This is a genomic window from Pseudoxanthomonas sp. (assembly GCF_051953815.1).
GTDB lineage: Bacteria > Pseudomonadota > Gammaproteobacteria > Xanthomonadales > Xanthomonadaceae > Pseudoxanthomonas_A.
This window is the reverse complement of sequence record NZ_JBQCIJ010000057.1, coordinates 42,000-56,175: the sequence shown is the minus strand read 5'-3', so window position 1 is coordinate 56,175 and position 14,176 is coordinate 42,000. Positions and strand designations below refer to the sequence as shown.

The window sequence follows — 14,176 nt, the reverse complement described above, 5'->3', positions numbered from 1 at the left end:
CTGTTTCCGTGGGAACGGGTGATGGCTGCGGTGGAACTGGAGCGGTTGAGGCCCTGACGGCATTTTCTTGTAGGAGCGACGACACAACCGAACCCAATTGTTTAAAGTAGCGAAATAAATAAAAACAAAACGGGGGGGGGTTAAAACAAGAAAAAAAACCAGAACCAAAAACAATTGGGGTCCCTTTTTCCCCTCGCTCCTACAAGAAAATGCCGTCAGGGCCTCAACCGCTCCAGTTCCACCGCAGCCATCACCCGTTCCCACGGAAACAGCGGTCCCGGGTCCCGCTTCCGCTGCACCTGCACCGACGGATCATCGCTTGCCGGCTCCAGCGTCCGATCCAGATCCTCATGTCCGGCCACCCACCGCAACGTCGGCACCTGCGAAGGCAGCCAGCGCAGCAAGCCAATCAACGTTTCAACCTGCGCCTCGGTATACGGCTCATCCATCCCCTGGTGATCGCTCGCCAGCCAATGCGGATAACGTCCCGTGTTCACCAGTTCGATCCCGATCGCCCGCGGGTTGTACCCCCGCACGTGATGGGCCACCCGATCCAGTGCGACGTACTGGTGAATGCTGCCGTCGCGATCGATGTAGTAGTGCCCGCTGTTGCCCGTGCCCGAGCCCGGGTACAGGATTTCCTCGCCGAATCCGCGCGCCATCGCCAGATCCGGCAGCTCGGTGCAGTGGATCACCACCAGATCCACCTGCGACAGCGGACGCGCGTCCAGCCGCGTTTCATAGGGCAGGGGATGGGGCAGGATGCGGGGCGCGTCGGACATGCCGCGCATGCTAGCAGGGGCCGATGCGGGCGCGCGGCTCAAGTAAACTGGCGGCCTGCGCCGCGGCCGTCGCGGCGGGATGCCCGCCATGCCCCTGTCTCCCGATTCCCCGCTTGCCCAGTTGATGGCCCGCCTGCCGCGCGCCGGCCAGGTTGAATGGATTGGTCTGCGTCCCGCGCGTGACGTGGCGATGGTGCCGGTGCAGCAGGTCGAAGCCGTCACCGGCATCGGCCTGGTCGGCGATCGCTACGCCAGCGGCAGCGGCAAGCGCGGCATCACCCTCATCCAGGCCGAACACCTGCCGGCCATCGCGGCGCTGGCCGCGCGCCCGGATCTGCAACCGGCGCTGCTGCGGCGGAACGTGGTGGTTTCCGGCATTCCGCTGATCGCGCTGAAGGAGCGCCGCTTCCGCATCGGCGACGTGCTGCTGGAAGGCACCGACGAATGCGATCCCTGCTCGCGCATGGAAGACGCGCTCGGCCCCGGCGGCTACAACGCCATGCGCGGCCACGGCGGCCTGTGCGCGCGCATCCTCGAAGGCGGCGTGTTCCGCCTGGGCGACAAGGTGGAAGCGCTGTGAGCCGGAATTCGCCGCGCGGCCACTGCATCCTCTCGCATGGTTTCGAAAGCGGCCCCGACGCCACCAAGGTCACCGCGCTCGCCGACGTCGCCGAGCGCCTGGGCTGGACCCACGAACGCCCCGACTACACCGATCTGGACGCGCGCCGCGACATCAGTTCGCTCGGCGACGTGCCCACGCGGCTGGAACGCCTGCGCGCGCTGGCGCAGGCGGCGGCCAGCCGTGGCCCGCTGGTGCTGGCGGGCTCCAGCCTCGGCGCCTACATCGCCGGCCGCATCTCGCTGGAAGTGCCCGTGCGCGGCCTGTTCCTGATGGCCCCGCCCACCACCATGGGGCCGCTGCCGGCGCTGGACGCCGCATCCGTACCGATCTCGGTCATCCACGGCTGGGATGACGAACTGATTCCCGCCCAGCTCGTGGTCGACTGGGCGCACGCCCGCCGCGCGCGCCTGCTGCTGGTGAACGACGCGCATCGCCTGTCCTCGCACGTCGAAGCCTCCGCCGAAGCCTTCGGCCAACTGCTCGCCTCGCTGTAACTCGCGCGCGTGGCGTTCAGCCCGCGTCTGGTCCCGCGCACGAGGTTGCCGCTAGAATCGCGGCCTCGATTCGTCCCAGGTGTCCACGCCCATGCGCCATTGATGCCGCCGTCGCTTGACGGCCCAGGTTCCCGCCGGCCTTCGCGCCGAGGGAGTTCCCGTGGCATCCCATGGAATCCGCATGACGAATCCTTTCCTGACGCTCGACCGCGCGTCGCTGTCCCTGCCCGACGGCAGGATCCTGTTCTCCGATCTCGACCTGCAACTGGACGGCCGTCCCACCGGACTGGTCGGACGCAACGGCGTGGGCAAGAGCGTGCTGGCGCGCCTGCTGGCCGGCGAGATCGCGCCCACTTCAGGCAAGCGCAACGCCAGCGGCCGCGTGCATTACCTGCCGCAGCAGATCCATGTGCCCGACAGCGCCACCGTCGCTTCGCTGGCCGGCGTGGATGCGTGGCTGGACGCGCTGGCCCGCATCGAAGCCGGCAGCACCGCCGTGCACGACTTCGATACCCTGGGTGAACGCTGGGACATCCGCCAGCGACTCGCACAGGCGCTGGAGGCGCAGGGCCTGCCGGATCTCGATCCGGATCGCGCCGCCGCCACGCTCAGCGGCGGGGAAGCGATGCGCGTCGCCCTGTCCGGTGCGTTCCTGTCCGACGCCGACTTCCTGATCCTCGACGAACCCAGCAACCACCTCGACGCCCCGCAGCGCCAGCGCCTGCACGCCCAGCTCGCGCAATGGCAGAACGGTCTGCTGGTGATCAGCCACGATCGCCGCCTGCTCGACACCTTCGCCCGCATCGAGGAACTGTCGCCGCTCGGCCTGCGCACGTACGGCGGCGGCTACGGTTTCTATGCGGCGCGCAAGGCCGGGGAACAGGCGCAGGCGCAACGAGAACTCGAACAGACCAAGGCCGCCGTGCAGCGCCAGGGGCGCGCGCTGCGCGAGCAGCAGGAACGCCAGCAACGCCGGCAGGCGCGCGGCAACCGCGACGCGCGCGACGCCAACCAGGCGCCGATCCTGCTCGGCCTGCGCAAGTCGCGCAGCGAGGCCAGCGCCGGTCGCTTCGCCGCCCGCCAGCAGGCCGCGCGCGAACAACTCGCCGACCAACTGCGCGCCGCCGCACGCAAGCAGGCACCTTCCGTCGAACTGGCGCTGTTCGCGCCCGACGCCAGCGCCGCGCAGGATCGCATCGCCCTGCGCATGGAGGGCGCAGTGCTGGCGCACGTGCCGGCCACCGCGAACGGGCTGGATCTGATCCTCACCGGCCGCCAGCGCGTCGGTGTCACCGGCCCCAACGGCAGCGGCAAATCCACCTTGCTGCGGGCGATGGCGGGGCAGGTCGCGCCATGGGCCGGATGCTGCATCGCGAACGTGCCGGTGGCGTGGCTGGACCAGCGCCTGGCCGGGCTGGATCCCGCCGCCAGCGTGCTGGCGCAGTTGCGCGAAGCCAATCCCGATGCCGGCGAGGCCGCGCTGCGCACCCGGCTGGCATTGCTGGGGCTGGACGCCGGTCTCGTCGAGGGCCCCAGCGGCCAGCTCAGCGGCGGCGAACGCCTCAAGGCCGCGCTGGCCTGCGTGCTGTACGCCGCCCAGCCGGCCGGCCTGCTGCTGCTCGACGAACCGGGCAACCACCTGGATCTGGCCGGGCTGGAAGCGCTGGAAAGCATGCTGCGCCAGTATCGCGGCGCGCTGGTCGTGGTCTCCCACGACGAGGCCCTGCTGGAACGGCTGGACCTGACCCATCGCCTGCACCTCACCCGGGAAAGCGCGGTCCTCTCGCTCGCCTGAGCGCGCGCGGGGCCGCTTTTCCGTGTGTTCCCACCCCCAATCCGGCAAAATTGACGCCATTCGCGCCGCCGCCGTCCCGAGTTTCGGAGTCCACTTGAAGTTCTTTGTTTCCTGCGCCAAGGGCCTGGAGTACCTGCTCGCCGACGAGCTGGCGGCGCTGGGCGCCAGCCGCGCCACCGCCACCATCGCCGGCGTCAACGTCGAAGGCGAGCTGCGCGACGCCCAGCGCGCCGTGCTGTGGTCGCGCCTGGCCAGCCGCGTGCTGTGGCCCATCGCCGACTACGACTGCCCGGACGAGCAGGCGCTCTACGACGGCGCGGCGGCGGTCGCGTGGGAAAACCATCTGCGCCCGGAACTCACCCTCGCGGTGGACGCGCACGTCTCCGGCCAGGCCATCACCCACGCGCGCTACGCCGCCCAGCGGATCAAGGACGCGGTGGTGGATCGCCTGCGCCAGCAGGGACTGGAACGCCCCTCGGTGGATGTCGAACAGCCGGACGTGCGCATCAACCTGTCGCTGCGCAAGGGTCGCGCCACGTTGTCGATCGATCTCGGCGGCGGTCCCATGCACCGGCGCGGCTGGCGGCGCGAGCAGAACGAGGCGCCGCTGAAGGAAAACCTCGCCGCCGGCGTGCTGATGCGCGGCGGCTGGCCCGCGCTGTACCACGCCGGTGGCGCGCTGCTGGATCCCATGTGCGGCAGCGGCACGCTGCTGATCGAAGGCGCGCTGATGGCCGCCGACGTCGCCCCGGGCCTGCAACGCCACGGCAACACGTTGCCGACCCGCTGGCTGGGCTTCGACGCGCAGGCCTGGCGCGATCTGTTCGCCGACGCGGTCGCCCGCGAGACCGAAGGCCGCCGCGCGCTGCAACCGCGCTTCTTCGGCAGCGATCTGGACGCGCGCGCCATCCGCGCCGCCAACGAGAACGCGACCCTGGCCGGCCTGGCCGGACAGATTCAATTCCAGACCCGCGATGTCGCCCGACTGGAAGCGCCCGGCGAAGGCGGCGGCCTGGTGGTCTGCAATCCGCCCTACGACGAGCGCCTGGCCGCCGACGCGGATCTGTACCGCCTGCTCGGTGACGCGTTGCAGCGCGCCGTGCCGGGTTGGCGCGCCAGCCTGCTGTGCGGCAACGCGGACCTCGCCCACGCCACCGGCCTGCGCGCGCAGAAGAAATACCAGGTGTTCAACGGCGCCATCGAGTGCGCGCTGATCGTCTGCGATCCCGTCGCCGCGCCGGCCCGCGAGCGCAGCGAACCGCGCCCGCTCAGCGAAGGGGCGCAGATGGTCGCCAACCGCATCCGCAAGAACCTCAAGAAGCTCAAGAGCTGGCGCGCCCGCGAGGACGTCACCTGCTACCGCGCCTACGACGCCGACCTGCCCGAATACGCCGCCGCCATCGACGTGTACGAGGCCGAGAACGATGGCGGCACGTACCTGCACATCCAGGAATACGCCGCCCCGGCCAGCATTCCGGAAGCCGACGTGCGCCGCCGCTTCAGCGAACTGCTGGCCGCCGCGCGCGAGGTCTTCGCCGCGCCCCCGGAGCGGGTGGCGATCAAGTCGCGCGCGCGCGGCAAGGGCGGCAGCAAGTACGGCCGCTTCGACCAGAAGGATCAGACCCTGTGGGTGCGGGAAAACAACGCCCGCCTGCAGGTCAACCTGTTCGATTATCTCGACACCGGCCTGTTCCTGGACCACCGCCCGCTGCGCCGGCGCATGGCCCAGGAAGCGCGCGGCAAGCGCTTCCTCAACCTTTTCAGCTACACCGGCGTCGCCAGCGTGCAGGCCGCCGTCGGCGGCGCGGCCACCACCACCAGCGTGGACCTGTCCGGCACCTACCTGGAATGGTGCGCGCGCAACCTGGCGGGCAATCAGTTCGGCGGCGCCCAGCACCGCCTGGTGCAGGCCGACGCCGTGCGCTGGCTGGAAGCCGAGCAGGGCGAATACGACCTGATCTTCTGCGACCCGCCCACCTTCTCCAACTCCGCCCGCGCCGACGACTTCGACATCCAGAAGGAACACGTCCGCCTGCTGCGCGCGGCGGTCGCCCGGCTTGCCCCCAACGGCGTGCTGTACTTCAGCAACAACTTCCGCCGCTTCCGCCTGGACGAAAACGAAATCGCCGCCTTCGCCCGCTGCGAAGACATCACCCCGCAGACCATCCCCCCGGATTTCGAGCGCAACGCCCGCATCCATAGGTGCTGGAAGCTCACTCCCTTCTGAGTCCGGACACCGTCGCCCCGCACCCGGGGCGACGGCCACACCCATCAATCCGACTTCACCGGCTCCAGCACCAGCCGGCCGGCGCGTATGCGCACCCGGATGGTCTGCCCAATCGAGAATCCCGCCTGCTCCAGCCAGCGGCCTTGCAGGCGCAGGGAGGGGAAGGGCGGGGTGGGCCGACCCTTGCCGGTGTGGGGGTAATAGGCGTAGCCGGTTTTGAGTTGGCGCTGCCGGGGAAACTTCCGTGATTGACCAGCCATCTTGGCTCCTAGCGGTTCGTTGATACCGCGCCCCTGTTGAAAGAGGCGACCGAGTACTTCAACACCGCCGCTAGACGGCCCCCAGCTTTCCCCGGCAAACCGGGTCTTGTATGACTGGGCGCTACTCGGCCAAAGGCTGGCCTTGGAGTTGGTCCATCTCTAGATTAGGGATGAGCCGCTAGCGGAGGTGTGTTGAGCACTGGTGCCTACGCTAGCCGCGTTCCATGCAGGCGGCCATAACGATATTTGTCGATTGAGCTGCAAACCATCCATCGGCTAGGGGCAGCGCTCAATTGGCCGACGGACGTCACAAAGGTCGACAAAATTCAATTAAATCAAGCAATTGAGATTAATTTGGCGTCGGCCTTCCTGAATTCTAAAGACCGCTTGCAGGCCCGCCCCTCGCCCTATTGACGAAATCCTGTCAATTGCGCGATACAATTCGTCAGTTTTTCATTTACGCAGGAAGCAGATATGGCCGCGCAAAAATGCATTGAGGTTGACACCTTCCGCGCTCCTGCGGAGCCCGTGAAAAAGGCAGACCACAAGAAGCTCGCCGTTTCAGCGGAATCTATTGCGCGCGCGCTCTATCAACGCCCAGCCAAGCGCTTCGATGTAGACAGCGCCCTCACGGCTTTTGTTGGCGTACAACGACGCCGAAATCCCTAATCGACGAGTCACCGTGCAAGGAGGCATGGGTTGTCGGTCAAACTTTCAAATGCGCTCAAGGCGCAATTGCTTGATAGTGGGATCGACTCCGAGGCATTTGCTCGTGAGTTCGCTACTTGGAAGGCAGGCTGGCCAAAAGGCGAGTACAACCACGCACTGTTCGGGAAAGATGCCGCATATGTGCGTCCAAAGGTCGGCACCGAGCTATACCGGCTTCGCCACGTTCACATCGTTCCATTTATCGATAAGCGAGCTCGAAAGCGCTGGTTTCGAGCATTCGAGTTTCGACGCCGAAAGACTAGCGATCGCCATTTGGTCTATGTCGCAGACGATAGAAGTAATTTCGGACTAATCTATATCTTAGATGAACCTGACGCGCATCGAATAGCGCTAATGGCTGGGGAAAAAGAACGACAAGTGATGGAGGGATTTGCTGTTATGGCAGAGAACTTTATCTTCGATGGAACGCTCGACTAGTGCTGCGGATCGCGAGGGGGAATACGTATGACGGCAGAAGTTGCTGTGTTGAACTGCTCTGGGGTTGCACTGGCAGCAGATAGTGCTGTCACAGTGGGTTCTCAGAAAATCTATAACTCTGCTGTCAAGCTATTTGCACTTTCTAAAGTCGCTCCTGTTGCGATTATGGTGTATGGAAATGCTGCTCTTTCAAACGTTCCTTGGGAAATTGTGATAAATGAGTATCGTCGTACGCTTGGTGCGACGAAGTTAAAAAAGCTTGACGATTATGTGTCAGGATTTATTGAATTCATTAGAGAGAGCAAAATACTGTTTAGTGCAGATGGTGATAATCTCTGGTTGTTTGAGCGTTGCGATTTCGTCGTTCAGGCTGCTCAGAAGTCTTGTATGGGTATGCTGCACAGCGAACTTGCGGAGGCAGATGGCCGTGGGCTCGGTGAGAAGGATGTAAAAGATTGTTTCAAGTTGGTGCTGAAGAAGTGCTTAGATAATTTGAGCACATGGCCTGATCTTGAGCCGTCGAAGGAGGTGCTTGATAGAGTCACTCCAGCGATCAACAAGATCGTCGAGCATGTGGGCAAGGATTATTTTGGGGATTTGTACCTGACAGTTGCTCGTACGCTAAAGAGATTGGCAATCGAAGCATTTAAGCGGGCTCATTTTCCCGGACCTTCGTCAGGTATTGTTATAGCTGGATATGGTGATGACGAGCTCTACCCAAACATCAGGACTTTAGAGTTTGATGGAGCAGTCAGTGGCTTTGCTCGACTAAAAAAGGATCTCGGTCGTTCAGAAACAATTTCTCCAGGAGACAATTCTGCCGCCATCATTGCTTATGCCCAGGAAGATATGGTCATGACCTTTATGGAGGGCATGAATCCTGCCGTTAGGACGTTCATCGACAGTTCCTTAACATCCCTTTTTGGAGCATTACCTGATGCTCTAATGCAAGGCATGGGTATTTCTGAGCCATCTATCCGAAACAGTCTTGTTCAGATATGCGACAACATAAAGCAAGGATTTCAAGAGAGTGCCGAGCGGCATCGTGATCAAGAACATGTTTCTCCGGTACTGCATATGGTTACTGCTTTGCCGAAAGACGAACTCGCGGCAATGGCGGAATCACTTGTTAATCTAACTGCCTTTAAGCGCAGAGTAACGGGTGCACTTGAGACTGTTGGTGGCCCCATTGATGTATGTGTTATTTCTAAAAGCGATGGGCTTGTTTGGGTTAAGCGAAAGCATTATTTTCCACCTGAATTGAATCAGATGTATCACCAAAATTACATGCGAGACATCGGGAGTGAGTGACATGCCAATAACTCGTGATGAGAAGCGGAATGAATCCGGACGATTCTATTCTTTGGCAGATGTGACTAAGCACTTCAAAATGCCGGATGTTGAAGTTGGGATGCAGGTCAATGCTCGGCATGCGCAACCACTGGCGGAAACTTTGAAGGAAGTGGTCACCTCCGCGATGCGGCGCAATAATGGAAAGAAGGCGGTTCAACAGCGTTCGCCTCGAACAAAAAAAGGGGGGTAGAGTAGATTTTCTAGCCCTCTGTAATACTGCCCACTTGTCGAGTCTCTATTCCGTCGTTTCAATTACTAACCTCCAATCGTCTGAGACCTTGAGCCGTCCTTTCCTCGCTGTTGTCGTCTTCGGCGTGATGTTGGTTGCCGTGCCAGTGCTTGGGCAGAATGCCCCAGAGCCAACCACGCTCAAAGAAGTCCCCAGCGTCACGCTGCCACCCGAACTGGACCGAGTACTCCGTGACTACGAGCGCGCATGGCGCGCGGGTGACGCGGCGGCCCTCGCGGCGCTGTTCGCGGCGGATGGCTTCATCCTGCAAAGCAATCGTCCGCCCGTCCGCGGACGCAAGGCCATCCAGGCCGCCTATGAAGGCGGAAACGGCGGCCCGCTGCGGCTACGCGCGCTCGCCTTTCACACCGAAGCCACGACCGGCTACATCGTCGGTGCCTACGGCTACGGCGACGGACCCGGCGACACCGGCAAGTTCACCCTCACGCTGCGTCGCACCCCCGGCCAGCCGTGGCTGATCTTTTCGGACATGGACAATGCGAACGCGCCACAGAACCACCGGCCTGCGTCGGGAACCCCCTGACGAGTAAGACCAAGCGTGAACATAGGCATGGAAGGTCAACGGTAATGCGCGCTCAAGTTGAATCGCTATCCGAGCTTCAGTTCAAGGACTTCCTAATCCGTCTTTGGGGGGAGTTGACGATTGCAGGACGGGCGATCTGGAGTGATGAGCGGCTGGATCAGGAAACTCAGCTTCGAGCCTTGAAGTGGCTCAATGAGATCCAACATCGCGTATCTGTGGCATACCGGCACGGAGATAAGGTGGGTCCTTCGTGGTTGCTTGATCGAGTTGTCTCGCATTGCGGTGAATCTCCGGCACTGGGGTTCCATGTGCGCGTCGCATTGGATCGGTCTCTTGCCGCCGTCGCTTCCGTCGAAGTTAGGCCACACGAAGTCCCTTAGAAAGACAAGGAAAGAACCCCTTTTCTTGCCCAACTTCATGGTGCCAATCCGTCTTTTTTTAAGCTCTTTTTGTCATTCGGTTGAAAAAGAGAGTCACGCGGCGGACGACCGCTTCCGAGCCTTGGAAGACTTTCCTTGCGATCTCGGGATTTGTATTAGGAAAGATCTGATGGACGGCGCGTTGATGGGTTGGACACGATCCCATGCCCGCGCTGAAGCCGCTTCGCGGCTCGACCCGCATCAGACATTATTCCCCCACATGGAGTGCCCATGAAGCTTCCAGAGTTCAAATACCACCCGGATCCCCTCGCCACCGGCAGCATCATCGAATCGGACGCGGAGTGCGAGTGCTGCGGCCAGGCCAGAGGCTTCATCTACACGGGCCCCGTCTATGCCGAAGAAGAATTGAGCGACGCGCTCTGCCCGTGGTGCATCAGCGATGGTGCCGCCCACGAGAAGTTTGATGCCACCTTCACAGATGAAGATGGCATCGGCGATGACGAATCTGGGGAATCCGTCCCGGAAGAGGTTGTGGCGCAGGTTTCGCAACGCACTCCGGGCTTCTCGGGATGGCAACAGGAGCGCTGGTGGACGCATTGCGGTGACGCGGCCGCCTTTATCGGTCGTGCGGGCCATGAGGAGCTGAGCGCCCATGGGCCGGAAGCCATCGCCGCCATCCAGGAGTCTGCGGGCCTTTCAGACGGAAAAGAATGGAACGAGTTCTTCGCAGCCCTGGACAAGGAAGGATCACCCACCGCGTATCTGTTCCGGTGTGTCCAATGCGGAGCGCTTGGCGGCTATCAGGATTGCGACTGACGAGAGAAGCACTTCATTCGAGCCGAACCCGCTTTGCGCGAGCGGCTTGAATCAGACATTGCGCGCCTTTCCTTCATCGAGGAGCGGGAGCGGCCTCATGGAACGGAATCGATAGGGCGCATCCCATGCCGTCGGAACGCGGTTCCGACAGCATCCGCCGCAGATGACCTTCTCCCCACACCCGCATGCCCTCGACCACCGGCAACAGGGTCTTCCCGTACTCCGTCAGTTGATAAATCACCGGCGCGGGTACGGGGCCGGTGGGGATACGGTCGACCAGGCCATCGGCTTCGAGTTCCCGCAACTGCTCGGCAAGCACTTTGTTTGAAATCGGCGTGACCCGGTTCTGCAGTCCGGCGAAATGCAGTTCGCCGTGCGCCAGCCAGTAGACGATCGTCAGTTTCCACTTGCCGCCAATGGCCGCGAACGCCGCCGCCAGCGGACAGCCGGCCAGCGGGCTGGGCGGGCTGGGCGGGGCATGGTTACCCGCGGGTACCTTCTTGTTCATGCCGGTCTCGCGTTCCTATCCTGCCCGCATCATGGGAGACGGAACGAGACGATGCAAAACCCCGCACGCAACTGGCTCGGCGGCGCCTGCCTGGCGATGGCGCTGCTGGCGATGAATGCGCCGGCCCAGCCGCCCCGGGACACGACCGGCGCTCCATCGTCCGATGGCCAGCATGATTTCGACTGGGAAATCGGCACCTGGAAGACCGAACTGCGACGGCTGGCCAAACCCCTGTCCGGCTCGCGGGAATGGGTCGAGTATTCCGGCACCAGCGTGGTGCGGGGCGTGCTGGACGGTCGCGCCAATCTGGTCGAACTGCGCGTGGCGAGCCCGGCGGGAAAGATCGAAGGCGTGAGCCTGCGTCTGTACAACCCGCAGGCCGCGCAGTGGAGCCTGAACTACGCCGGCGCGCGCAGCGGCAGCCTGACCCGTCCGGTCCACGGTGGATTCCGTAATGGTCGCGGCGAGTTCTACGGCGAGGAAGATCTCGACGGCAAGATCATCCTCGTGCGCTTCGTCATTTCCGACATCACCGCCAACTCCGCGCGATTCGAGCAGGCGTACTCCGACGACGGCGGACGCCATTGGGAGACCAACTGGATAGCGGTGGATACGCGCATCGGTGTGGAGTAAGGAGAGTCGGCCCTCATTGGCTGTGTCTGCTCCCATGGGCATCGCCACGGCGGATGCCGGTACGGGACGAGTTTCAGTTGCCTTAACGATATTCAATGCGTTCAAGACGTGCAGGAGTGCCTCGTGTCAGACCTTCTCTGACATTGTTGACATCCATGTTGCCGTTGTTCTGACGCACAAGCCGAGATGTCATGCCCGTTGCTCCGAGCCCCGGACCCGCCCCCCAGAGCGGCGGCAATTGACAATCGGCAACGGGTGGGCGAACGCACCCCTGGCCATATAGCAGCACAGGTGACTGACTCCACCGAGCCACTGCCAGATCGCCGCACCCGTCATGATTGAGATCGCCTGTCGCAAAGTAGTTGAGCCGCCCATGAAATTGATAGACGTCAATGACAGTTTCAGGCACGAAACCGGCTGCGGTCTGAAGGTAGTACCCGATATAGCTCCACCCGGTATGCGCGATAGCCAAGTCGGTCCGGCCATCACGGTCGAGGTCTGTAGCGATCAGGGCGCCGGAACCTCTCCGCCTGGCAATGTCGGGGCTGGGCACAAGGTTGCCTTGCGAATCCTGGAAATACAGGTGCAAGTTTGCGGAATCCTTAGCTTCTTCCAATGCCAAGTCTCCGCGGCCATCCGCGTTGAAATCGCCAACTGCGAGTGACCCGGTTTGGTTGGCATCAAGTGGCCGATAGAGTACCACCGGCGTGGCATACCCTCCTGATGCGAGTGCCCGATAGATGTGGAATTCCTGCAATGGCCTATTGAAGATCGTAGCAAGAATAAGATCATCCAAGCCGTCACCAGTAACGTCTCCCGTCGTCCGAACTGCGGACGAGGGCAACGGTAGCGTCGATGTACGGGAGATCCCGCCACGACCGTCACCATGAACGACCGTGGCCGACGTGTTGCTCGAGTCGACGAGAACGTCGAGATGGCCGTCGCGGTCGACATCAGTCACAACCATTTCGGCGGGATTACCGGCCACGACCGTGCTGGACGTAAACGTGCCATCCGCATTGGAGCGTAGCACCATGACGCCATTGACGGTGGCGGTAATGATGTCGCCTGCACCGTCACGGTCCAGATCAGAAATCAGTAGCTGGTATGCGAGATTGTTGCCCGACTCTGCGATCTTGACGGCTGCATCGAGGCGACCATCGCTGCGCTGATAGACAGCGTAGATCTCCATGCGATTATTTATCGGATTGGGTGCTTCTCGCAGGGACAGAAATATGAGGTCGTCCCGTCCATCGCCGGAAACGTCACCCACGGCAATAGAGCGTGCACGAGTTGTCGCGGGATCGGAGAGGAATTCAGGTGCAGACATCGAGTAGGCCTGCTGCGTCAGGGACGCCGGTAACATCGATGAGAGGGCGGCAGTTGTTCGGTCGTTCTGGTTTGCAGGAACGTTGGCCCATGGCCGCCCAGAGGTCCGGCGAGCGAAGATTGGCCGGCGGGCCACACTTGGCCGACCTCCCGCGCGTGCATCGGACAGTACACCCGTCGGAACATCGGCCCGCGAGCCAGACGGTCGGTGAACGAAGTCGGCCAAACTCTGCGAAGCCAAGATCAAGCCAGCGCACATACCGCTGGCCATGATCACCAGCACCACTCCCGATTGCTTGTGCACGTCCCTTTCCCCATAGTTTCCCAGGCGGAGTATATCAATAGGTGCGGGGCCGGCGATGGTAGTTTGTTGTCGCCGCTGTTTCCAGTTCTTCATTTTGCATTTCCCGATCTAATTGGCGTTTCCAATTGCTGGGCTGGTCTCTCCAACTGCGGACCGGTTTCAGGAAGTTATTGCGCAAGGCTTCCCAGCAATGAGGGTATGCCCAAATATTTCGGAGAGGCCGACGCTGCCTCGCGGCTTCAACTAACCTGGGAGTCCGCACATGACTAGATTCATCGCGACCTTGATGCTCCCGTTGCTGGCCGGTTGCGGCTTCGTCAGCTACGAGGACGTCAGTCATGAGCCCGAGTATTCGATGTATGTGGGGAAGCAGTACAAGACCAAAGAGGACATGCAGATCTATCGCATCAGCATGGAACGAAACTACGGTCCTTCTCCCAGCATCTACGAGATCGTCCGATCGCCGGGATTTGGTGGGTCGGAGGCCCTCTCCCGCGACGATCTTCCCGAGGGTTCTGTGCTGCAGATCCTGGCGGTCAAGCGATGCAAGGACTGCTACCTGGACGAGGAGCCTAGGATGCACGTCGTGGTTCGCCTGGCGTCTGATCGGCGATTCGACGACTGGGAAGTGCAGGCGGATATGGGGTTGCTGTCATCCCATATGCAGGCAATCCAGCAGACTGATTCCCGCGAATGATCTACCGCATGGTGGAATGGAAGGTTGCTGGATTTAGTAGTATCGCCGCCGCGCTTT

15 protein-coding genes are annotated in these 14,176 nt (G+C 62.3%); 11 read left to right on the top strand and 4 right to left on the bottom strand.

Features of this window, described 5'->3' with window-relative positions; genetic code table 11:
• Positions 1-215: 215 nt before the first annotated feature.
• On the bottom strand, positions 216-782 hold the full coding sequence (locus ACTHN1_RS17985; RefSeq protein ID WP_440472290.1) for an N-acetylmuramoyl-L-alanine amidase: 567 nt from the start codon (positions 780-782) through the stop codon (positions 216-218).
• A gap of 88 nt (positions 783-870) precedes the next feature.
• Between ACTHN1_RS17985 and ACTHN1_RS17980 the strand changes: the two genes are divergently transcribed.
• The 4 genes from ACTHN1_RS17980 (at position 871) to rlmKL (ending at position 5,920) form a co-directional block, all read left to right on the top strand.
• Positions 871-1,362: an MOSC domain-containing protein gene (locus tag ACTHN1_RS17980; protein WP_440472289.1), complete on the top strand. Its 492-nt coding sequence runs from the start codon at positions 871-873 to the stop codon at positions 1,360-1,362.
• Complete coding sequence (locus ACTHN1_RS17975; protein WP_440472288.1) at positions 1,359-1,898, top strand: hypothetical protein; 540 nt, start codon at positions 1,359-1,361, stop codon at positions 1,896-1,898. Before ACTHN1_RS17980 ends, ACTHN1_RS17975 begins: the two co-directional genes overlap by 4 nt.
• A gap of 181 nt (positions 1,899-2,079) precedes the next feature.
• Positions 2,080-3,693 (top strand): ABC-F family ATP-binding cassette domain-containing protein, encoded by a 1,614-nt coding sequence (locus tag ACTHN1_RS17970; RefSeq protein WP_440472287.1) that lies wholly within the window; start codon positions 2,080-2,082, stop codon positions 3,691-3,693.
• A gap of 94 nt (positions 3,694-3,787) precedes the next feature.
• A complete protein-coding gene (rlmKL, locus tag ACTHN1_RS17965; RefSeq protein ID WP_440472286.1) occupies positions 3,788-5,920 on the top strand; it encodes a bifunctional 23S rRNA (guanine(2069)-N(7))-methyltransferase RlmK/23S rRNA (guanine(2445)-N(2))-methyltransferase RlmL in 2,133 nt (710 codons plus the stop codon).
• A gap of 44 nt (positions 5,921-5,964) precedes the next feature.
• On the opposite strand, the gene ACTHN1_RS17960 is transcribed toward rlmKL, so the two are convergent.
• Positions 5,965-6,180 (bottom strand): SymE family type I addiction module toxin, encoded by a 216-nt coding sequence (locus tag ACTHN1_RS17960; RefSeq protein ID WP_440472285.1) that lies wholly within the window; start codon positions 6,178-6,180, stop codon positions 5,965-5,967.
• Positions 6,181-6,879: 699 nt separating this feature from the next.
• On the opposite strand from ACTHN1_RS17960, the gene ACTHN1_RS17955 reads away from it, so the two are divergent.
• The 5 genes from ACTHN1_RS17955 to ACTHN1_RS17935 all read left to right on the top strand — a co-directional run bounded on the left by ACTHN1_RS17955 (position 6,880) and on the right by ACTHN1_RS17935 (position 10,648).
• Positions 6,880-7,326 (top strand): type II toxin-antitoxin system YafO family toxin, encoded by a 447-nt coding sequence (locus ACTHN1_RS17955; RefSeq protein ID WP_440472284.1) that lies wholly within the window; start codon positions 6,880-6,882, stop codon positions 7,324-7,326.
• A 27-nt stretch (positions 7,327-7,353) separates the two neighbouring features.
• Positions 7,354-8,637 carry a hypothetical protein gene (locus tag ACTHN1_RS17950; protein ID WP_440472283.1) on the top strand — a complete coding sequence of 428 codons (1,284 nt, stop codon included), beginning with the start codon at positions 7,354-7,356 and terminating at the stop codon, positions 8,635-8,637.
• Position 8,638: 1 nt separating this feature from the next.
• Positions 8,639-8,869 carry a hypothetical protein gene (locus tag ACTHN1_RS17945; RefSeq protein WP_440472282.1) on the top strand — a complete coding sequence of 77 codons (231 nt, stop codon included), beginning with the start codon at positions 8,639-8,641 and terminating at the stop codon, positions 8,867-8,869.
• A gap of 88 nt (positions 8,870-8,957) precedes the next feature.
• A complete protein-coding gene (locus tag ACTHN1_RS17940; RefSeq protein WP_440472281.1) occupies positions 8,958-9,452 on the top strand; it encodes a DUF4440 domain-containing protein in 495 nt (164 codons plus the stop codon).
• A gap of 650 nt (positions 9,453-10,102) precedes the next feature.
• Positions 10,103-10,648: a CbrC family protein gene (locus ACTHN1_RS17935; RefSeq protein ID WP_440472280.1), complete on the top strand. Its 546-nt coding sequence runs from the start codon at positions 10,103-10,105 to the stop codon at positions 10,646-10,648.
• Positions 10,649-10,721: 73 nt separating this feature from the next.
• Here ACTHN1_RS17935 and ACTHN1_RS17930 read toward each other — a convergent pair whose 3' ends face one another.
• Positions 10,722-11,156, bottom strand: coding sequence for a winged helix-turn-helix transcriptional regulator (locus ACTHN1_RS17930; protein WP_440472279.1), 435 nt, complete (start codon positions 11,154-11,156; stop codon positions 10,722-10,724).
• Between the two features lie 51 nt (positions 11,157-11,207).
• Here ACTHN1_RS17930 and ACTHN1_RS17925 point away from each other — a divergent pair, with 51 nt between their 5' ends.
• Positions 11,208-11,789 carry a hypothetical protein gene (locus ACTHN1_RS17925; protein WP_440472278.1) on the top strand — a complete coding sequence of 194 codons (582 nt, stop codon included), beginning with the start codon at positions 11,208-11,210 and terminating at the stop codon, positions 11,787-11,789.
• An 82-nt stretch (positions 11,790-11,871) separates the two neighbouring features.
• Here the strand turns inward: ACTHN1_RS17925 and ACTHN1_RS17920 are convergent, their stop codons facing one another.
• On the bottom strand, positions 11,872-13,515 hold the full coding sequence (locus ACTHN1_RS17920; protein ID WP_440472277.1) for an FG-GAP repeat domain-containing protein: 1,644 nt from the start codon (positions 13,513-13,515) through the stop codon (positions 11,872-11,874).
• A 169-nt stretch (positions 13,516-13,684) separates the two neighbouring features.
• Here ACTHN1_RS17920 and ACTHN1_RS17915 point away from each other — a divergent pair, with 169 nt between their 5' ends.
• The gene (locus tag ACTHN1_RS17915) at positions 13,685-14,119 is read left to right on the top strand and encodes a hypothetical protein (protein ID WP_440472276.1); all 435 of its coding nucleotides are present in this window, start codon (positions 13,685-13,687) and stop codon (positions 14,117-14,119) included.
• Positions 14,120-14,176 lie beyond the last annotated feature (57 nt).